The sequence below is a fragment of the Halomonas sp. Mc5H-6 genome (assembly GCF_024124705.1).
GTDB classification, from domain to species: Bacteria; Pseudomonadota; Gammaproteobacteria; order Pseudomonadales; family Halomonadaceae; genus Vreelandella; species Vreelandella subterranea.
Map to the genome: position 1 here is coordinate 130,279 of NZ_JAMXSI010000003.1, position 18,350 is coordinate 148,628.

Consider the following 18,350-nt stretch of genomic DNA (forward strand, 5'->3'; position numbering starts at 1 on the left):
AGGCCATTGTCGCGACGTATCGATAGATGTTGGTGGCTGAACTGAGCGGGCAGCGTTATAACAAAAATTTGTTTCGGCTATTCAATTTCCGCAAAGGGCCCAAGCTTTATTGCCTGAAAGGCGATCTCTGGCAGCAACTTTGGCTAGAGCCAGACAACTATCGGGCAGGAGTGCGTTGATTCAGTAGAGATGATCAGCATCAAATGCACCACCTTCAACTGATTAAAATCCCCTTATTTTCCCGCCACGCTTGATTCAATCGCTGGGTGATCAGCTCGATGGTGCTGGCTTTCACACCCAGGTCTTTTGCCACAGCCGGGAAGGTGGCAATAACGTCCGCGATCTCCTGAACGTGCGGCTGAGCCTGTTTCCAGTTGGCAAAGCCTGCATGGGTGGCGAGCTGTTGGATGGCTTTTAGCGAGGGCTGCTTGCCAAAGCCCATATAGGCAGTGGCGTGTTCTGCAAAAGGGTGGGGGCTAAAGGTCACATCATAAAACGGTGCTGGTTTCCATTGGCCTGCATCATCCTGGAGAAACGCCCAGTTTTTACTGTGGTCATCCTGGTTGCAGGCAAACAGGTTAAACAGCGCACGTCGGAATTGCAGCTGGCCTACGGCGGGGGATCGACACAGCTGGCGGCTTGCCTTGATTAGGTCGGCGTAATCCAGGCTAGGGGTTCGGAAATCGGCATCCAGCAGCCCGCAGGCGCTGTGCATATGGAGACGCCCCGCAGGGTTTGTCTGATGGATCCAATCAAACCGTTTGATGGCAAGCCAGGCGCGCTCACCCTGCGGCGTAGGTACGCGCAGCAACTGCCATTCGGGCGGCTCAAGGCCTGCTGTTTTGGCCAAATCCAGGTAGGCCGCTTCGCAAAGCCCCTCGTCGTGACCCAGTGGCAAGTGTTGAGAGGTAAATTTGACCAGCCAGGCGTCATCCTCTGGCTGAGCATAGGTTCTGCATTCCTTCGATTGGCCAGGCGGCATGAAAAGCTGTGCTTTCGGTCTAGCCCCACCGGAACTACCCGCTGCGACCAAGGCGCTGAGTACGTCTTCCGTTTGCCCATCGAAAACGGCCTGTGCCTCAAGGCCGAGTGTCGCCAGATCTTCGTTATCGCTCTGTGTCGGCGCTGCCTCTGATGCTGGCTCAAACGTCAGTGCACCCATGCCACGTTGACCAACAAATGCCAGCCGGTCCAACGCCGTAAGCTGTGTAGGCGCTATGCCATGCTGACGAAAGACACGGTCTTGCAGCAGCAGCCCCCAGCCATCGGGTAAACAGTCGCCAAATACGCCGTGAAGCCCTTGATGGGGCGTTCTAGGTGCGGGCTGAAGCGCCAGGTCGCGCTGCAAAGTAAAGGGCGATAGATTGCCATGCTGTTCCGTATAGCCTTCTGCGTACTGAAAAAATACCCCTTGGCGGTTTTGCGCCAATACGCCAGCAGCAACCTGTTCTCCTGTCGATAGTGTGCGTGTCACGTTCAGCCGCTGCGTGGGCTTAGAAGCCATCTTTGAGTACCTCATCAATCGAGGAAGGTATCTTTGCGTTAAATGCGTCTTGCTGGGTCAGCGCGTATAGCCGCGCCAAGTCGTCCAGGCTTTGCCATAGCAACAGTAGCTGGCGAAACGAGATTTGCCCGGTGAGCTCAAATTTCTTGATGGTTGGGGCGGGCACATTGCTGCGTTCAGACAGTGCTGCACGGGATAGCTTGGCCTGTTCGCGTAAGCTACGCAGATGAGTCGCAAAGGCTTGCTGGACATCTGTATCGTCTAACAGCAGAAAACGGTGCATAAGTTAACATTCCTATAAAAGATACCCCTGTATCTATTATAGATGTTTTAGGCTTAATATGGATATTATAGTATCTTTTTTATTGCTTTTCGTGCTGCAGCCTGCTGCTGACGTTGTTCGACTGGCCCCTCCCCAACCACCCCGCTCATAGCCCCAGCAATTCCCCAACCGGCAAGTGGCTCGTCGCCTTCATTTCCCGCAGGGAGATATTGGAGCGGATGCTCGATACTCCCGGCAGCTGGCGTAGCACTTTTTCCACGAAGCGGCTGTAGTCATCGAGGTCCTGGGCGATGACCTGCAAGAGGAAGTCCGCCTCGCCGGTGGTGTTATGGCAGCTGAGCACCCGGGAGCTGGCCTGGATAACGCGTTCGAACTCCGCGGTGGCCGCCTCGCTGTGCTGGGTACAGGTGATCTGCACAAAGGCCAGCACGCTGCCGCCTAGCTGTCGGCGGTTCAGCGTGGCTTGGTAGCCTTCGATCACGCCCAGTTCCTCCAGGCGTTTATGACGCCGCCAGCAGGTGGCTTCGCTCATTCCCAGCCGCTCGGCCAGCTTGGCGATGGATAGCCGACCATCGGCTTGAAGGCTATCGATTAGTTGGGCGTCTATTTTGTCCAGTCGACTCATTTGAAAATCTCTTTCAGGTTTATGCGTTTAAAAGAAAGAGTGATTCAAAATTAGCCTGTGTGTCCATCCATCGGAAAAGTAATTTCAGGGGCGGTTGGTTATAGTAAAACAATGGATACCGCGCAGGAGTCGTTTATGAAAGCCGTTGTTTTTGAGCAGTTTTCCGCCCCTCCCCACATACAGCAGGTGCCAGATCCGGCGCCAGAACCGCATGGCGTGGTGGTGAAGGTGATGGCGAACGGGGTATGCCGCAGCGACTGGCATGGCTGGGTGGGGCACGATACCGATATCCAGCTCCCTCATGTGCCGGGGCACGAGCTGGCAGGCGTTGTCGAAGCGGTTGGCAAGGACGTCAAACAATGGCGCATTGGCGATCGCGTTACGGTGCCGTTCGTCGGGGGGTGTGGCACTTGCCCTGAGTGCCACGCCGGGAACCATCAGGTGTGCGATAGTCAGTTCCAACCCGGCTTCACGCACTGGGGGTCCTTTGCCGAGTATGTGAGTATTCACTACGCCGACGTCAACTTGGTCGCGCTACCCGAAACGCTCGACTTTGCCACAGCGGCAAGCCTGGGCTGTCGGTTCGTCACCTCCTTTCGGGCGGTGGTCGATCAGGGCCAAACCTCGGCTGGGCAGTGGGTAGCGGTTCATGGCTGCGGCGGTGTGGGTCTATCCGCCGTGATGATTGCCAACGCCATCGGCGCTAACGTTGTCGCTATCGATATTTCGGAAAAAGCGCTTGCTCTGGCTCGCCAATTGGGCGCGACTGCCACCGTGAATGCCGCCAAGGTGGCCAATGTGGTAGAGGCGGTGGCGGACATAACCCGGGGAGGCGCTCACGTGTCACTGGATGCGCTAGGACACCCGACCACCTGCTTTAACTCCATCAGCAACCTGCGTAAACGGGGCAAGCATATTCAGGTCGGGCTGATGTTGGCGGAGAACAGCACACCGGCTATTCCCATGAGCCAGCTGATTGCCAACGAGCTTGAAATACTCGGCAGTCATGGCATTCAGGCGCATCGTTACGGCGCCATGCTGGCGATGATCCAGTCTGGCAAGCTGGCGCCTGAAAAGCTGATCGGCAAACGGATTACTCTTGAGCAGTCGATAGATGCGCTGATGAACATGGATAAGTTTGAAGGGGCGGGCGTGACGGTAGTGACCGAATTTTGAGAAAGCGGACTTGAGCGTTGCTGCTGATGAGGAAGATAGTCTTTCGTTGAATTGGGGCTGGCTGGGTCAGCGCGTATCGCCGCGCCAAGTCGTTTAGGCTTTGGCGTAGCAAATGCCTGCCACGTCTTGAAGTGGGAAGGTTGATGGGTATCACATGCCCGTTGCCGTTCGCTTGGTCAATACTTCATCAATGGTTGAAGGACAATCCCCATGCCTACCTTACGCCAACTTACGTTAACCCTGTTGCTCAGTGTACTGGGGTTGCTGCCTGTCACCGCCCAGGCCAACGACACAATCTGGCAGGCCCTGCAGGAAGGGGGCCTGGTGATTTTGATGCGTCATTCGCTGGCGCCAGGTGTTGGCGACCCGCCCGGGTTCGAGCGGGGTCGTTGTGAGACGCAGCGCAACCTTTCAGAGCAGGGGCGTGCCCAGGCGAGGCTGGCGGGTGAGGCATTTCGCGAGCGGAACATTCCCATCGATGAGGTGTACGCGTCGCGCTGGTGCCGGGCGCGGGATACCGCCGAGCTCATGCAGCTGGGCGACGTCGAGCCTGCGCCGTGGCTGGACTCGTTCTTTCGCGGACGCGGTGATCGGGACGTCATCACCCAAGCTGCTCTTGAGCAGATAGCCGCCTGGGAAAAGTCAGGCAACATGCTGCTGGTAACCCATCAGGTGAATATCTCGGCGCTGGCCGGGCGGGGGGTTAGCTCGGGTGAGATGCTGGTCGTGCGCCCGGCCGCGGGTGGGCTGGAGGTAGTGGGCCGGCTGGACGTTCGCGCGCCGTAGCCGGTTTCTACCAATTTCCTTCAATGAATCGGGCCAAATTATTCGCTCCTCATGGGCGCGCTGGGGTTTTACGCTGGGGGATATCGATAAGGAGTTAGCTATGTCATCCGATAAGACCCCCACAACGCGTCATGTCATCGCCCAACACCCGGCCAGGCGCGACGATATCGGCGATCTGGTCACCCGTCGGCCATTGCCGGGGCCGCAGCTTGAACAGCTCGATCCGTTCCTGTTTCTCAATCACCATGGGCCGCAGACCTACCCGGCCAATAACGGTGGCTTGCCATTCGGCCCACACCCGCACCGGGGTTTCGAGACCGTCACCTTTATTCTGGAAGGCTCGCTGGCCCATGCTGACAGCACCCAGCATCAAAGCGTGATTCACGCCGGTGGCGTGCAGTGGATGACGGCAGGCAGCGGTATCGTGCATGCGGAAATTTCGCCGGAGGAGTTCCTGCGTGACGGTGGCCCGCTGGAGATCCTGCAGCTTTGGGTCAATCTTCCGGCGCGCTTGAAGATGAGCAAGCCGCACTACGTGGGGCTCCAGCATGACGACATTCCTTCGCTGGCGCTGCCGGGCGGCGGTGAGCTACACCTGATCGCCGGGCAGTGGGATAAGCAGACTGGCCCCATCCATTCGCTGACCGGCGTATTTATGTCAACGCTTAAGCTCCCTGCGGGTACACGCGAAACGCTGCCGGTTGAATCGGGGCGGCAGGTCTTTCTGTATGTAGTAGATGGTGACCTGGAGGTGGGCGGTGAACCTGTTCAACCCCACCATCTGATCGAAGTAGACCGCGCAGGCGATAGCCTGGTGATTGAAGCCAGCAGCGATGCTCGCCTGTTGTTTGGTCACGGCGATGTGATCGACGAACCCGTCTATTCACACGGCCCCTTTGTGATGAACACCCGTGAAGAGATCGTCCAGGCGGTGGAAGACTACCAAAACGGCAAATTTGGTGGGTTAGACGCCTAAAAAGAGTTTAAAAGAGTCCTTACAAGGGTTCACCGCGATAGTAGTGCCACAAGAACAGCGACCCCACCGTGCGCCAGGGTGCCCAGGGCTCGACCAACTGGCGGGCCTGCTTGGGTGTGGGTTTGTCATCCATACCTTTCAAGCGCCCGAGTGCCACACGCAACGCCAGATCGTCGGCGGGGAAAATATCCCGGCGCTTCAGCGAGAACATCAGGTAGATCTCGGCACTCCAGCGACCGAAGCCGCGCAGCTGGGTAATTGCGGCAATCGCCTCGTCGTCGCTTAGCTGCTCAAGCCCATCGGCGCTAAAGGTGCCTGCCAGCTCCGCTTCTGCCAGGCCCTTGGCGTACTCGATCTTGCGCCAGGAGAGCCCGGCATCGCGCAGCGCCTGGCTGTCGATATCGATCACCGCCTGGGCATGGAGCTCGGGGAGCAGCGTATTGACGCGGCCCATGATGGCGCGGGCGGCCTCAGTGGAAAGCTGTTGACTGACGATGGTACTGAAAAACGTCGCAAAGCCCTGATCGCGCTGTCGTGGTTCAGGCGCACCCACGAGGGGGTAAGCGCGGGCGATATCCGGGTCGGCCTTGGCGAGAGCTACCATAGCCTGTTCGATGGTATCTGGGGTCATCAGCGTCTCGAGTATTGAGAAATAAAAACACACTAACAAAGCTAGAACACGAATGGGATTAACCCCATGCGGAGGTTCCCTTTCGCCCGCTAACTTTTTAAACGCGGTGTGTTTCTACTTTCGTCTAATCCTGCGATCATTTGCGCCATCGCGATACCAACGGTCGGTATCCCAAGGAGATAAGCATGCAGGAATCGACGGCATCGTCGTCTCAAGGGCTGGCGCGTAACCCGCGGCTGGCTGAATTTGTGCTGGCGCTGGGCGGCTTTGGCATCGGCACCAGCGAGTTCGTCATCATGGGGTTGATGAACCGCATCGCGGAGGATCTGGCCATCACTGTGCCCCAGGTGGGCTATGCGATCAGCAGCTACGCCCTGGGCGTTGTGGTCGGTGCGCCGCTGATTTCCGCCCTGGCGGCAAGGGTCCCCAAGCGAGCGCTGCTGATCGCGCTGATGCTGGTGTTTGCCGTAGGCAATATTGCCAGTGCCATGGCGCCGGGCTTCTGGTCGTTTGTGGGCCTGCGCTTTATCGCCGGGCTGCCCCACGGTGCCTACTTTGGCATTGCCGCTCTGGTGGCCGCCGGGGCGGTGCCCATCGACCAGCGGGCACGGGCGATTGCCCGGGTGATGATGGGTCTGACAGTCGCGATTCTGGTGGGCGCCCCCCTGGGCACCTGGGCCGGGAGCTTTTTCGGCTGGCAGATTGCCTTTGCCGCGGTAGGCGGCATTGCGCTGCTTACCGCGCTGTTGACCCGGTTTTACGTACCGGTTCAGCCCGTTGATGCCCTGGCGAGCCCACTGCGTGAGCTGTCGGCGCTGGTCAAGCAGCGCGTGCTGGTGACCTTGGCCATCGCCTGTATTGGCTGCGGCGGCATGTTCGCCATTTTCAGTTACGTGATGCCGACGCTGACCCAGCAGGCGGGCATGAGCGAAGCGCTTGGGCCCTTGGTGCTGGTAATCTTCGGCCTGGGCTCGATTGCCGGGAATTTGATCGGCGGGCGTCTGGCGGATAAAAACCTCATGCGCGCAATTCCATCTATTCTGCTGTGGTGTGCGGTGATCCAGGGGCTATTTTACTTCGCGGCGAATAATGTCTGGTCGGGGCTGCTGTTTGTGGGGCTGGTGGGCACCAGCATGGCGCTGGCGCCTTCGCTGCAAACCCGTTTGATGGACGTCGCCGAGGATGCCCAAACCATGGCGGCATCGCTCAATCACGCGGCCTTCAACGGCGCCAATGCGCTGGGGGCCTGGCTTGCCGGGCTAGTCATCAGCGCGGGCTTCAACTGGTCTAGCACCGGCCTGGTGGGAACCGGGCTGGCGCTGTGCGGGCTCGTGCTGTTTGCCGCCGGGCGCTGGCTGGAGAAACGTTATCCCCCGGCTCGCGTGGCGGATGCAACCTAACGACAGAGGCGAAAGCCGCGCATCCCGAAGTGAAAATGGTCGGCGTGGGCGGCGTTGTAGTCGGGGCCCAGGGTGTTGCCGAAAAAGTCGCAGGCATCGTCGCGTATGTCGCGCAGAAACGCTCCCGCTGGCCCATTGTTGCCCCAGTCCTCAAGCAGGGTAATGCGCTCACCGTTGGCGAGGTGAAAGCCGCTCACGTCAAGCGCCTCGGCGGTGGCGTGTTCGCTGCGCCGCCCGCTTTCACGCCCATACACATTGCGGCAGGCAAAACTTCCCACATGGTCGACTTGGCGTACCCGGGTGCCGAGAATGGTCTCGGCGCTGGGTTGCAGTGCGTGGCGTTCAAACATCACCCAGGCCAAGGCCAGGGGGCAACTGGCCACGAACGACTGGTTGAACCCGACGCCGCTGGCTTCAAGGCGCACCACGTTCTCAAGCGGGCAGTTCTCCACGGGGGTGTAGTCGGCCAGAGGGGAATAGCGCAAGGCGTCATCCGGCACGCTTTCCAGTGCTGCCAGGCAACCGTCACGGTCATTTTCCAGGCGGCGGAGTTTTAGCGACGTGATCGGGGTGATTGGATCGTCGACGTGAAGCGGTGCCCAGGGTGACCAGTGGCGGGGAATCTCGATGACTCCCTTTTGCAGGACAACGCCTAGCACGATCAACGCCAGTATCAGCCAGGTACTTCGCATCGTGACCTCCCTGTTCTGCGAAACGCTACAGTCGTCGCGATGGGTGTGCGATACTGCGTCACTTTTCTACACTGCTTTAATCGCACGAGTTTACCTCGCCAACAAGGGAAGCGCGTATGTCCCAAGGTACACTGTTTATCGTTTCTGCCCCATCGGGGGCGGGTAAAACTAGCCTGGTACGCGAGCTGATCGAAAGCCTCGATGGCATCCAGGTGTCGGTATCGCACACCACCCGGGCCAAGCGCGAGGGTGAGGTGGATGGCGTCAATTACCACTTCACCGATGCGGCGACCTTTGAGGAAATGATTGCACGCGGCGAGTTCTTTGAGTACGCCAAGGTTTTCGATAATTACTACGGTACCTCGCGCAAGGCGGCTCAAACGGTACTTGATGCTGGCCAGGACGTGATTCTCGAGATTGACTGGCAGGGCGCGCGTCAGGTGCGCGAACAAATGCCCGAGGCCGTGTCGATCTTCATACTGCCGCCGTCGCGCAGCGAGCTTGAGCGTCGCCTGGCCAGCCGGGGGACCGACGAGCACGCCATCATCGCGCGACGCATGCGTGATGCGATCAGCGAAATGTCGCACTATGACGAATACGACTACCTGGTGGTCAACGATGACTTCACGACGGCTCTGCAGGAATTGCAGTCGTTGGTCATCAGCCGTCGCCTGGCGTGCCCGCTAATGAGCGAACGCCACGCCTCCTTGCTGGCAACGCTCTTGTCACAGGCGCCCGGCGTCGAGTAATCTACAAGGTTCTACACCCTCTTTAGCTGGATCGACCCGTTTGACCTCACACGGACACGATCCAGCATCGTTATTACAGGAAGGCACCCATGGCTCGCGTCACCGTTGAAGATTGTCTTGATCATGTCGAAAATCGTTTCAAGCTCGTGATGATTTCCACCCAGCGTGCTCGCCAGCTGGCGCGGGGCACGCGCGATTCACAGCTACCCTGGGAAAATGACAAGCCCACGGTCATGGCGCTGCGTGAAATCGCGGCGGGCCTGGTCGATCACACGGTACTGGACGAACCGGTTGAAGCACCTGTTCGCGCTCGTCCAGCAATGGCTCCCAGCGCACAAATCGACGACTAGGATTCACGACCGATTAGAGGCGCGGTGAATGTTTACCATTGATGACCTGGCCGACCGACTCGGCGGCTACTTACCCCCCGGCGAGATTCAACAGGTCAAACGCGCCTTTTATTACGCTGAGCAGGCCCACGACGGTCAGCGGCGTCGCTCCGGCGAACCTTACGTTACCCACCCGCTGGCGGTAGCCAACATCCTTGCCAACATGCACATGGACCATCAAAGCTTGATGGCTGCCATGCTGCACGATGTGATTGAAGACACCGGCGTATCGAAACAAGCGCTCGGCGCCCAGTTCGGCGAGCCAGTGGCGGAACTGGTTGACGGCGTCTCCAAGCTGACACAGATCACCTTCGAAGATAAAGCCGTCGCCCAGGCGGAAAATTTCCAGAAGATGGTCCTGGCGATGTCGCGGGATATCCGCGTGATTATCGTCAAGCTCGCCGACCGGCTGCATAACATGCGCACCCTGGGCGCACTGCGCCCAGACAAAAAGCGTCGCATCGCCCGTGAAACTCTGGAAATCTATGCCCGCATTGCGGGGCGATTGGGTATCAACACCATCCGCGTCGAACTCGAGGACCTGTCCTTTCAGGCGATCCACCCGATGCGGTCGGAGCGAATCAAGCGGGCTGTCTCCAACGCCCGCGGGCATCGGCGCAGTGCGATGCGGGAAGTCCAGGCGACATTGCAAAAAAGCGTCGACGACGAAGGCCTGAGCGGTACGGTCGTCGGTCGCCAAAAGCATCTGCTGTCGATCTATCGCAAGATGCGCGACCAGCGCAAACCCTTTGTCGAAATCATGGATGTGTTCGGCTTTCGCATCATCACCGACGATGTGGCCAGCTGCTATCGCATTCTGGGCGTGGTGCATAATCTGTATAAGCCGGTGCCGGGGCGCTTCAAGGACTACATCGCGATTCCCAAGGCCAACGGCTACCAGAGCCTTCACACCACCTTGTTTGGCGCGCGGGGCATGCCCATCGAAGTGCAGATTCGCACCCGGGAAATGGAGGCCATGGCCAATAACGGCATCGCCGCCCACTGGCTGTATAAAGCCGGGCAAACCTCCCATCCGATCGCCGAAGGCAGCCATGCCCGCGCCCGGGCCTGGGTGAAAGGGCTTTTGGAGATGCAGCGCCACGCCGGGGATTCCCTGGAGTTCATCGAGCACGTCAAAAACGACCTGTTTCCCGACGATATCTACGTGTTTACCCCCAAGGGCGACATCATGGAGCTGCCCCAGGGCGCTACCGTGATCGACTTCGCCTATACGGTGCACACCGATATCGGCAATCACTGCATCGCCTGCCGCATCGATCGCCATCTGGCGCCGCTTTCCACGCGTCTCGAGAGTGGCCAGACGCTGGAAATCATCACGGCGCCCGGGGCTCGTCCCAATCTGGCGTGGCTGAACTTTGTCACCACGGCCAAGGCGCGCTCGGCCATTCGTCATGCCCTCAAGCATCAGCAGCATACCGAAGCGGTGATGCTCGGGCGGCGGCTGTTGAACAAGGCGTTGGCCCCTTTCAATACCAGCCTGGAAGAGCTGGAGCCGACCGTGATAAGCCGTGCGTTCGAGCAACTCGACGTGTCGTCGGAAGAGGCACTGTTAGAGTCGTTGGGCCTTGGCAACCGCGTTGCCCACGTCGTCGCGCGGCGCCTGGTGGATGTTGCGGACGGTCATCCCAGCGAGCAGATTAACGAGGGCACCCACCATAAACCGGTGGTGATAAGCGGCAGCGAGGGCATGGTCATCAACTTTGCCCGCTGTTGCCACCCGCTGCCCGGCGATAGCATCATCGGCCACCTTTCGATGGGTAAAGGGCTTGTGGTACACCGGTCTGAATGTAAAAACCTGATGGACAGAGACGACCCCGATAAAGTCTTTGCGCTGGAATGGTCAGAGAACATCGACGAAGACTTCCCGGTTGTCCTTCGCATCGAAATCGAAAGTCGCCGAGGGATCGTGGCGCAACTCGCCGGGCTGGTCACCGATGCGGATGCCAACATCGAACGCATCGGGATTGAAGAGCGCGATGCGCGTCTCGCCACGGTGAACCTCACGCTTGCGGTAAAGGGTCGTGTTCACCTTGCCCGCATCATGAAACGTATTCGCAACCTGCCTAACGTCAGCAAAATAACCCGCATGGCAAATTAAGTGCCCGCTGTGGCGACCTGCTGGCCCATGGCTGGCAGCGTTAGCCATGGCGAGACCACCATGATCAACGTTGAGTGCACCAAGGAGCATGACATCCAATGAGCAACAAAGCTGTTATCAACACCGAGAAAGCCCCCGCTGCTATCGGCCCTTACTCTCAGGCGGTTAAAGCAGGCAATACCGTGTACCTGTCAGGCCAGATTCCGCTGGACCCGGCCACCATGGAAATCGTCTCGGACGATTTTGAGCTGCAGGCTCGTCAAGTATTTACCAACCTGCAGGCGGTCTGCGAAGAAGCCGCCGGGACGCTTGGCGATATCGTCAAGCTGAACCTGTACCTGGTCGAGCTGGATAACTTCGCGATCGTGAACAAGGTGATGGAAGAGTTTTTCGATATGCCATTCCCGGCCCGTGCCGCGGTGGGAGTAAAAGCCCTGCCCAAGGGGAGCCAGGTGGAAGCCGAAGCCGTCATGGTCATTGGCGATTAAGGCAGCGCAAGCATCTGCCATGAGTAAGCATCTGCCATGAGCAGGCTGGAGGCTCATGGCAGTGTGATGGGCCCGTGATGACGGTTACGCCTTTTGCACGCGCCAGAAGCCGCCTTCTTTCAATACCTGAGCGTAGCCCTCGCGGAACGTCGGGTAGCGGAATTGATAGCCGGTTTCGAGGATCCGCCGGTTATCGCAACGCTTGCTGGTGCGTCGACGCAGCGGCGATTGCATCGTGTCGGTGGACGCGACCTTGAGCTGCTTGGCAATCCAGTCCATCACGTTATGCATGGTGACCGGCTCGCAATCGCTCCCCAGGTAGAGGTCCGCCAGCGGTCGGCCGTTTTCCTGGCAGTGAATCAGATGGGCCAGAATGCCGGTGCAGTCGTCGCGGTGAATACGGTTGGAATAGATCACCGGGGTGACCGCGGCGAGCCGCCCTTCAGCGACCTGGTGGATGAGCCGGTCGCGGCCAGGACCATAGATGCCTGAAAAGCGCACCACGGTGCCGGGTAGCGGGTGGTTGATCAGCGCCTGTTCGGCTTCGCACATCAGTGTGCCGGAGAAGCTTGTCGGTTCGGTCGGGCTTTCCTCGTTGACCACTTCGCCTTCCTGCTGGCCGTAGACGCTGGTTGATGACACGAAAAACACGCGGCGTGGCGGTGTGGCGTGTTGTTCCATGACGCTCAGTACCCGTTTCAGGCCCTCGGGGTAAGCGCTCTGGTAGGCACTTTCTTCAAAGTGGTCGGCGCTCACCGTATAAATGACGTAATCCGCCTCGGGAAGCGCGCTTGCATCGGCGTATTCAAGCTCATTGAGGTCCAATGCCAAGGGCTCGATCCCGGTATCCTGCAGGGCTTCGATACGGCGACGAACGCCAATCACGCGGTGTCCTTCGCTGAGCAGTTCGCGACCGAGCGTTATGCCGATATCGCCACAGCCAATAATGAGTACGGTTAGCGTCACTTGCTTGCTCCTGTTGATAAATAATCCCTATTAGATGCAAGGTCCCTGATCTACAATTCCCTATAGAAGCAATCGTAGAGACGACATCGTCAGCAGGGCCTGTCTGTGTCCTTTTCCTACCCGCTAACTGTCGCGATCGCTAGTCACAAGCTGCTACGAGAGGATGCCACTGGCGCCAATATGACTTTAACAGAACTTCGCTACATCGTAACCCTTGCCCAAGAACGCCACTTTGGCCGTGCTGCCGAGCGCTGTCATGTTTCCCAGCCCACCTTGTCAGTGGCGGTCAAAAAACTCGAGGATGAATTGGAAACGCCATTGTTCGAGCGTTCCAAGGCGACGGTCCAGGTAACGCCGTTAGGTGAAAAGATCATCGCCCAGGCGCAGCGCGTGCTTGAGCAGAGTAGCCTTATCTTCGACATGGCCAGCGCGGGTAAAGACCAACTGGCCAATCCACTGCGTATCGGGGCCATTTATACCATCGGCCCCTATCTATTCCCGCACCTGGTACCCGAACTGGCCAAGGCCGCACCGCAAATGCCCTTGTACATTGAAGAAGGCTTGACCGGCGGGCTGCGCACCAAGCTGCGCAGCGGTGAGCTGGATGTCATCATCGTGGCGTTGCCGTTCACCGAAACCGACGTGGTGACCAAGCCGATTTACGATGAGACCTTTGAAGTACTGCTGCCCGCCAAGCATCGCTGGGAAGCGCGGGAGGCCATCCATAAAGAAGAGCTATTGGAAGAGCGTCTGCTACTGCTGGGGGAAGGCCACTGTTTCCGCGACCAGTTGTTGGAAGCCTGCCCTGCGATCACGCAAAAGCTCAACAATCCCAATAATACGCTCATTGCCGAAGGTGGCTCGCTGGAGACAATCCGGCATATGGTGGCCTCCAAGCTGGGCATCACCGTGCTGCCTCAGTCGGCGCTGGGCACCGACCAGTATGAAAATGCCATGCTGGTCAGCCGTCCCTTTGTCAGCCCGGCACCTTCGCGAACGGTAGCGATTGCCTGGCGGGCCAGCTTTCCGCGCCCCAAAGCCATTGATGCGTTGGTCAACGCCATCAATCATTGTCGTCAGCCAGCCCAGGCGTCGACGGTTGACTCATGACGGCGCTTTCGGCACCGGTCACCGCCCTTAAAGGCGTAGGAGAGGCACTGGCGCTGAAGCTCGGCCGCCTGGGGATCGAGCAGGTCAGTGATTTGCTGTTTCATCTGCCGTTGCGCTACCAGGACCGCACCCGGCTGACGCCAATCGGCGAGCTACGCGCGGGCAGCGAGGCGGTCATCGAGGGCGAGGTCACCGCCTGCGACGTGGTCAAAGGGCGCCGACGCAGCCTGTTGGTGCGCCTGCGCGATAATAGCGGCATTTTAAGCCTGCGTTTTTTTCATTTCTCCCCCGCCCAGCAGCAACAACTTAGGCCTGGGGCCACCGTGCGGGCGTTTGGTGAAGCCCGCGCCGGGGCGACGGGGCTGGAAATCTATCACCCCGAATACAGGCTGAGCGGTGGCAGCGAAACGCCGGTCGACGAATACTTTACGCCGATTTACCCCACCACCGAAGGGTTGCATCAAACGCGCCTGCGCGCCTTGACCCAACAGGCGCTGGGGCTGCTGGAAAACCAGCCCGAGGCACTGCCTGACGTTATTCCCGAGGCGCAGCGCCAGCGCTTTCAGCTACCCGGGCTGCACGCCAGCTTGAAGCTTCTCCACCAGCCGCCGCCGGATGCCGACCTGGAGCAGTTGACCCACGGCCAGCACCCAGTGACGCGGCGTCTGGCGTTGGAAGAATTGCTGGCGCACCAGCTAAGCCTGCGCGAGGTGCGTTTGCGCATCCAGGCGGATGGTGCCCCCGAGTTGCCGTCCGGGCGAAGCCTTCAGGCGCGTTTTTTAGCGCAGTTGCCCTTTGCCCTGACCGGCGCCCAGGGGCGGGTGCTGGAAGAAATTGCCCTGGACCTTGCCCGCCCAGCCCCCATGTTGCGGCTGGTACAGGGCGATGTGGGCTCGGGAAAGACTGTGGTCGCCGCCATGGCGGCGCTGTCGGCGCTGGCGGGGAACTGCCAGGCGGCGATCATGGCGCCCACGGAAATCCTAGCCGAGCAGCACTACCGCTCGTTTAAAGCCTGGTTCGAGCCACTGGGCATCGAAGTGGCCTGGCTGGCGGGCAAGCTCAAAGGCAAAGCGCGGCTGGATACCAAGGCGGCGATTGCCGATGGCCGTGCGCGCATGGTGGTGGGCACCCATGCGCTGTTTCAGGACGATGTACATTTCCAGTGCCTGGGCTTGGCGATTATCGACGAGCAGCACCGTTTCGGCGTGCACCAGCGCCTGGCGCTGCGTGAAAAAGGCGAAGCGGGCGGCCTGACACCGCATCAGTTGATCATGACCGCCACGCCGATTCCCCGTACGCTGGCCATGAGCGCCTACGCGGACCTGGATGTCTCGGTAATCGACGAGCTTCCCCCCGGCCGGACGCCGGTCAAGACCGTAGTGGTCTCCGACGAGCGCCGCCCGGAAGTGGTCGAGCGTATCCGGCGCGCCTGCAGCGAAGGCCGCCAGGCCTACTGGGTGTGCACGCTGATCGAAGAGTCCGAAGCGCTGCAGTGCCAGGCGGCGGAAGTCACCCGCGACGAGCTTACCGAGGCGCTGCCGGAGCTTGCCATTGGCCTGGTGCACGGGCGCATGAAGTCCAGCGAAAAAGCCCAGGTGATGGCGGCGTTTAAAGAAGGCGAGCTGGATTTACTGGTTGCCACAACGGTGATCGAGGTGGGCGTGGATGTCCCCAACGCCAGCCTGATGATTATCGAAAACCCCGAACGCCTGGGGCTTTCCCAGTTGCACCAGCTGCGCGGCCGGGTCGGGCGCGGCAGTACCGAGAGCTTCTGCGTGCTGCTCTACCACCCGCCGCTGTCCAAAACCTCCCGCCAGCGTTTGGCGGTGATGCGCGAAACCACCGACGGCTTCCGCATCGCCGAGAAAGACCTGGAAATCCGTGGCCCCGGCGAAGTCCTCGGCACCCGCCAGACCGGCCTGGCGCAGATGAAAATTGCCGACCTGGAGCGCGATGCTGACCTGCTGGACCAGGTCACCGCCCTGGCCCAGGCGCTGCAAGGCAACAAGGACATCACCACCGTGCTGGTGCGCCGCTGGCTGGGGGAGGCCGCCGGGCGCTATGGGCAGGTTTAGCCCAACGCTAGGTCGCTGGATCTGGCGTGGTAATCAGACGACTCGCCGCCTCGCTCAGCGGTGCCAGCTGGTTCGCAATCAGGCGTAGCTGGCTCTGGATGGGCCGGTAACGCGTGACGGCGTTTTCCTCTTTGGCTGGGTCTTGGTCATCGAGCTGTGCGATCAGCGCCTCGGCCTGGGCCGACAGCGGGGTGATCGGCTGGCGGTTTTGAAGCTGCTCGGCGAGCTGGTCGAGCAGTTCGCACATGCGCTTGGCGGCGGGCACAGACGCGCTGTCGTCCTCGTCGTCGGCTAGCTGGTGGCGATGGGCACCGAGTGCCGAAAGGTGGCTCAGCAGGGTGTTGGAGAGCACCAGAAAGCGCAGCCCGTTGTCGGCATCCTGCTTACGGTAGTGCCCCGGCTCGTGAAGCATATTGGTGAGCAGCGTGGACAACGCCGCATCGGCGTTATGCGCATTGCGCCGTGCCAGGCGATACGCTAAATCGTCCTGTTTGCCTTCTTCGTACTGGTGAATGATTTCTTCCAGGTAGCGGCGATGGTTGGTCAGCACATGCGCGGCCTCGCGATTCAGCCGCCGACCTTGCCAATCGGGCAAAATGAAGAATACCGCCAGGCCCGCGATCAGGGCGCCAATCAGCGTATCGAACAGGCGTGGCCAGATAAGATCGAAGCCATCGCCCACCTGGTTGAAACTGCACAGCACCAGTAGGGTAATCGAGGCGGTGGCGATCACGTAGTGCTTTTCGCGGTTGGCGAAGAACGATACCCCCGCGGCGACCGCGATCAAGCTTTGTACCAGTGGTTGGGGGAACAGGCTGATCGACGCCCAACCGACGACTAACCCCAACATCGTGCCCATGATTCGCTGAGAGAGGAAACGTCGCGTGGTAGCAAAGTTGGGCCGACAGACAAACAACGTGGTGAGCAGAATCCAAAAGCCCTGCTGTGGGTCAATCCACTGCATGATCCCGTAGCCGGTCATTAGCGCGATGGAGAGCCTCACTGCATGGCGAAAAGTGGGCGAGCCCAAGGTAAAGTTGAGCCGCACTCGTCTCCAGGCTTCCAGCAGGCTAGAGGGTGAGCGGTCGTAAAGCGCGCTGTCACGGCGTTCGCTGCCGGTGTCCGGATTGTGCGCACTGGCAATCTGCGCTTCCAGGGTGGTCAGGTTGTCGGCCAGTGCGTTGAGCGGGCGCATGAGTGGGCGCCACTCGGGTTTTTCCCGGTCGTCAAGGTTATCGATCGAGGCGCGTAGGTCAGCCAGGGCCTGCTCGCTCTGTTCGTGGCCGAACGGGCGGTTGAGCAGCAGCGACTTGGCTAGCTGACGGCAGGCACGCCCCTGTTGATCAAGCAGCCGCTGGCAGCGAAACAGCACGTCATGGTGAAAAAACGCCTCGGTCAGAGCGCTATACGGGTAGTGAGTAGAGCTTGCGCGCTCGTGGATATCCTGAGCGATAAAGTAGATGCGTAGATACCGGTTGAGCTTCTGGTCACCCCGCTGGCCTTCCAGGCGACGAAAGATCATCTCCTTGGCCTGATTAAGTGCGGTGACGACCTTGCCGTTCTGGCGTGCCAGCGCCACGCGGCGGGCCTCGACATCCACGCCCCGGACCGGCTCGAACAAGGCCGACTTCAAGATCAGAAATTCACCCAGCGCCTTGTATACCCGCGCCATGCTCTGTTTGACTGGCTGGCGCGAAAAAAGCGCGCACCAGATGACCGAAATGACGCCGTACCAGGCGGCACCCCCCAGCAGCAGCAATTGACGGTAGGCGACGTCTTCATCCACCCCGCCGTGCTGTTCAATGTTGATCATCGAATAGATCGACAGAATCAGCGTACCGGAGGCGATGGTGGCGTAGCGTTGGCCAATGGCCCCGAGCATGATCAGGGTAAAGGTCGATGTCGCCAGCCACAGGGCAAACAGCCACGGCCACGGGAACAGCCACTGCACGATGAACGATGCCGACGCAAAGCAGGCAAGCGTCACCAGTAGCGCCTGGAAGCGGCCCTCCCAGCTGTCGTCGGTTTCCGACAGGGCGCTGGCGATAATACCCAGAAACAGCGGGATGACCAGCGTGACATCGCCCAGCAGCGCACTCAGCACCAGCGCACCGCTGAACGCGATAAAAACGCGCAGGCTGTAGGCGAACTTATCCAGCGTCCAGAGGCGGCGCAGCGGTAATGCGATGGGCATAAGGTCTCTTGGTGATCACTGTTATTAGACTTTAGTCGTGATCATAGTATAGAGGGTTTGGGTAGCGCCTGTCTGCAACGCTGATCTATCAGTTATCGGCGAGGGTGTAACGTAGGAGTGGGGAGGGCGAGTCACTGGCGGTATTCGGACAGGATGACGTGACTGGCCCCTCGAGCGTTAACAGTGC

At 59.7% G+C, this 18,350-nt stretch carries 17 protein-coding genes; 10 read left to right on the plus strand and 7 right to left on the minus strand.

Annotated elements, in window-relative coordinates:
• Positions 1-214: 214 nt before the first annotated feature.
• From NH395_RS06325 to NH395_RS06335, 3 genes are all read right to left on the minus strand, one after another.
• Complete coding sequence (locus NH395_RS06325; protein WP_253023255.1) at positions 215-1,504, minus strand: type II toxin-antitoxin system HipA family toxin; 1,290 nt, start codon at positions 1,502-1,504, stop codon at positions 215-217.
• On the minus strand, positions 1,494-1,787 hold the full coding sequence (locus NH395_RS06330) for a helix-turn-helix transcriptional regulator (RefSeq protein ID WP_253023256.1): 294 nt from the start codon (positions 1,785-1,787) through the stop codon (positions 1,494-1,496). The genes NH395_RS06325 and NH395_RS06330 overlap by 11 nt, the downstream gene beginning before the upstream one ends.
• Before the next feature lie 145 nt (positions 1,788-1,932).
• The gene (locus NH395_RS06335; RefSeq protein ID WP_253023258.1) at positions 1,933-2,412 is read right to left on the minus strand and encodes an Lrp/AsnC family transcriptional regulator; all 480 of its coding nucleotides are present in this window, start codon (positions 2,410-2,412) and stop codon (positions 1,933-1,935) included.
• A 135-nt stretch (positions 2,413-2,547) separates the two neighbouring features.
• Between NH395_RS06335 and NH395_RS06340 the strand changes: the two genes are divergently transcribed.
• The 3 genes from NH395_RS06340 (at position 2,548) to NH395_RS06350 (ending at position 5,350) form a co-directional block, all read left to right on the plus strand.
• Positions 2,548-3,588 (plus strand): zinc-dependent alcohol dehydrogenase family protein, encoded by a 1,041-nt coding sequence (locus NH395_RS06340; RefSeq protein WP_253023260.1) that lies wholly within the window; start codon positions 2,548-2,550, stop codon positions 3,586-3,588.
• Between the two features lie 210 nt (positions 3,589-3,798).
• Positions 3,799-4,374, plus strand: coding sequence for a histidine phosphatase family protein (locus NH395_RS06345; protein ID WP_253023262.1), 576 nt, complete (start codon positions 3,799-3,801; stop codon positions 4,372-4,374).
• Positions 4,375-4,474: 100 nt separating this feature from the next.
• Positions 4,475-5,350 (plus strand): pirin family protein, encoded by an 876-nt coding sequence (locus NH395_RS06350; protein ID WP_253023264.1) that lies wholly within the window; start codon positions 4,475-4,477, stop codon positions 5,348-5,350.
• A 19-nt stretch (positions 5,351-5,369) separates the two neighbouring features.
• Here the strand turns inward: NH395_RS06350 and NH395_RS06355 are convergent, their stop codons facing one another.
• Positions 5,370-5,981, minus strand: a complete 612-nt coding sequence (locus tag NH395_RS06355; protein ID WP_253023266.1) for a DNA-3-methyladenine glycosylase 2 family protein — start codon at positions 5,979-5,981, stop codon at positions 5,370-5,372.
• 185 nt (positions 5,982-6,166) lie between these two features.
• Between NH395_RS06355 and NH395_RS06360 the strand changes: the two genes are divergently transcribed.
• Positions 6,167-7,381 (plus strand): MFS transporter, encoded by a 1,215-nt coding sequence (locus tag NH395_RS06360; protein ID WP_253023268.1) that lies wholly within the window; start codon positions 6,167-6,169, stop codon positions 7,379-7,381.
• Here the strand turns inward: NH395_RS06360 and NH395_RS06365 are convergent.
• A complete protein-coding gene (locus NH395_RS06365) occupies positions 7,378-8,073 on the minus strand; it encodes an extensin family protein (protein ID WP_253023270.1) in 696 nt (231 codons plus the stop codon). The genes NH395_RS06360 and NH395_RS06365 overlap by 4 nt on opposite strands.
• Positions 8,074-8,189: 116 nt before the next feature.
• Here NH395_RS06365 and gmk point away from each other — a divergent pair, with 116 nt between their 5' ends.
• The 4 genes from gmk to NH395_RS06385 all read left to right on the plus strand — a co-directional run bounded on the left by gmk (position 8,190) and on the right by NH395_RS06385 (position 11,818).
• Entirely contained in the window at positions 8,190-8,822 is a 633-nt protein-coding gene (gene gmk / locus NH395_RS06370) for a guanylate kinase (RefSeq protein WP_253023272.1), read from the plus strand.
• An 89-nt stretch (positions 8,823-8,911) separates the two neighbouring features.
• Complete coding sequence (rpoZ, locus tag NH395_RS06375; RefSeq protein WP_066315786.1) at positions 8,912-9,172, plus strand: DNA-directed RNA polymerase subunit omega; 261 nt, start codon at positions 8,912-8,914, stop codon at positions 9,170-9,172.
• A gap of 28 nt (positions 9,173-9,200) precedes the next feature.
• The gene (locus NH395_RS06380; protein ID WP_066315789.1) at positions 9,201-11,330 is read left to right on the plus strand and encodes a bifunctional (p)ppGpp synthetase/guanosine-3',5'-bis(diphosphate) 3'-pyrophosphohydrolase; all 2,130 of its coding nucleotides are present in this window, start codon (positions 9,201-9,203) and stop codon (positions 11,328-11,330) included.
• Between the two features lie 98 nt (positions 11,331-11,428).
• Positions 11,429-11,818 (plus strand): RidA family protein, encoded by a 390-nt coding sequence (locus NH395_RS06385; protein WP_066315792.1) that lies wholly within the window; start codon positions 11,429-11,431, stop codon positions 11,816-11,818.
• A gap of 84 nt (positions 11,819-11,902) precedes the next feature.
• On the opposite strand, the gene NH395_RS06390 is transcribed toward NH395_RS06385, so the two are convergent.
• Entirely contained in the window at positions 11,903-12,784 is an 882-nt protein-coding gene (locus NH395_RS06390) for an SDR family oxidoreductase (protein WP_092824878.1), read from the minus strand.
• 180 nt (positions 12,785-12,964) lie between these two features.
• Between NH395_RS06390 and NH395_RS06395 the strand changes: the two genes are divergently transcribed.
• Together NH395_RS06395 and recG are read left to right on the plus strand one after the other, a co-directional pair.
• Positions 12,965-13,894 carry a hydrogen peroxide-inducible genes activator gene (locus tag NH395_RS06395; protein ID WP_253023274.1) on the plus strand — a complete coding sequence of 310 codons (930 nt, stop codon included), beginning with the start codon at positions 12,965-12,967 and terminating at the stop codon, positions 13,892-13,894.
• On the plus strand, positions 13,891-15,969 hold the full coding sequence (gene recG, locus NH395_RS06400) for an ATP-dependent DNA helicase RecG (RefSeq protein ID WP_253023276.1): 2,079 nt from the start codon (positions 13,891-13,893) through the stop codon (positions 15,967-15,969). The genes NH395_RS06395 and recG overlap by 4 nt, the downstream gene beginning before the upstream one ends.
• A 7-nt stretch (positions 15,970-15,976) precedes the next feature.
• On the opposite strand, the gene yccS is transcribed toward recG, so the two are convergent.
• Positions 15,977-18,163 (minus strand): YccS family putative transporter, encoded by a 2,187-nt coding sequence (gene yccS / locus NH395_RS06405; RefSeq protein WP_253023278.1) that lies wholly within the window; start codon positions 18,161-18,163, stop codon positions 15,977-15,979.
• Positions 18,164-18,350 lie beyond the last annotated feature (187 nt).

Bases quoted from the DNA above. Each gene is read 5' to 3' on its own strand.
- NH395_RS06325 (WP_253023255.1), bottom strand. From the start codon at position 1,504: ATGGCTTCTAAGCCCACGCAGCGGCTGAACGTGACACGCACACTATCG.
- NH395_RS06380 (WP_066315789.1), top strand. From the start codon at position 9,201: ATGTTTACCATTGATGACCTGGCCGACCGACTCGGCGGCTACTTACCC.
- NH395_RS06350 (WP_253023264.1), top strand. From the start codon at position 4,475: ATGTCATCCGATAAGACCCCCACAACGCGTCATGTCATCGCCCAACAC.
- NH395_RS06355 (WP_253023266.1), bottom strand. From the start codon at position 5,981: ATGACCCCAGATACCATCGAACAGGCTATGGTAGCTCTCGCCAAGGCC.
- NH395_RS06360 (WP_253023268.1), top strand. From the start codon at position 6,167: ATGCAGGAATCGACGGCATCGTCGTCTCAAGGGCTGGCGCGTAACCCG.
- gmk (WP_253023272.1), top strand. From the start codon at position 8,190: ATGTCCCAAGGTACACTGTTTATCGTTTCTGCCCCATCGGGGGCGGGT.
- NH395_RS06330 (WP_253023256.1), bottom strand. From the start codon at position 1,787: ATGCACCGTTTTCTGCTGTTAGACGATACAGATGTCCAGCAAGCCTTT.
- NH395_RS06395 (WP_253023274.1), top strand. From the start codon at position 12,965: ATGACTTTAACAGAACTTCGCTACATCGTAACCCTTGCCCAAGAACGC.
- NH395_RS06340 (WP_253023260.1), top strand. From the start codon at position 2,548: ATGAAAGCCGTTGTTTTTGAGCAGTTTTCCGCCCCTCCCCACATACAG.
- NH395_RS06335 (WP_253023258.1), bottom strand. From the start codon at position 2,412: ATGAGTCGACTGGACAAAATAGACGCCCAACTAATCGATAGCCTTCAA.
- NH395_RS06385 (WP_066315792.1), top strand. From the start codon at position 11,429: ATGAGCAACAAAGCTGTTATCAACACCGAGAAAGCCCCCGCTGCTATC.
- NH395_RS06365 (WP_253023270.1), bottom strand. From the start codon at position 8,073: ATGCGAAGTACCTGGCTGATACTGGCGTTGATCGTGCTAGGCGTTGTC.
- NH395_RS06345 (WP_253023262.1), top strand. From the start codon at position 3,799: ATGCCTACCTTACGCCAACTTACGTTAACCCTGTTGCTCAGTGTACTG.
- rpoZ (WP_066315786.1), top strand. From the start codon at position 8,912: ATGGCTCGCGTCACCGTTGAAGATTGTCTTGATCATGTCGAAAATCGT.
- yccS (WP_253023278.1), bottom strand. From the start codon at position 18,163: ATGCCCATCGCATTACCGCTGCGCCGCCTCTGGACGCTGGATAAGTTC.
- recG (WP_253023276.1), top strand. From the start codon at position 13,891: ATGACGGCGCTTTCGGCACCGGTCACCGCCCTTAAAGGCGTAGGAGAG.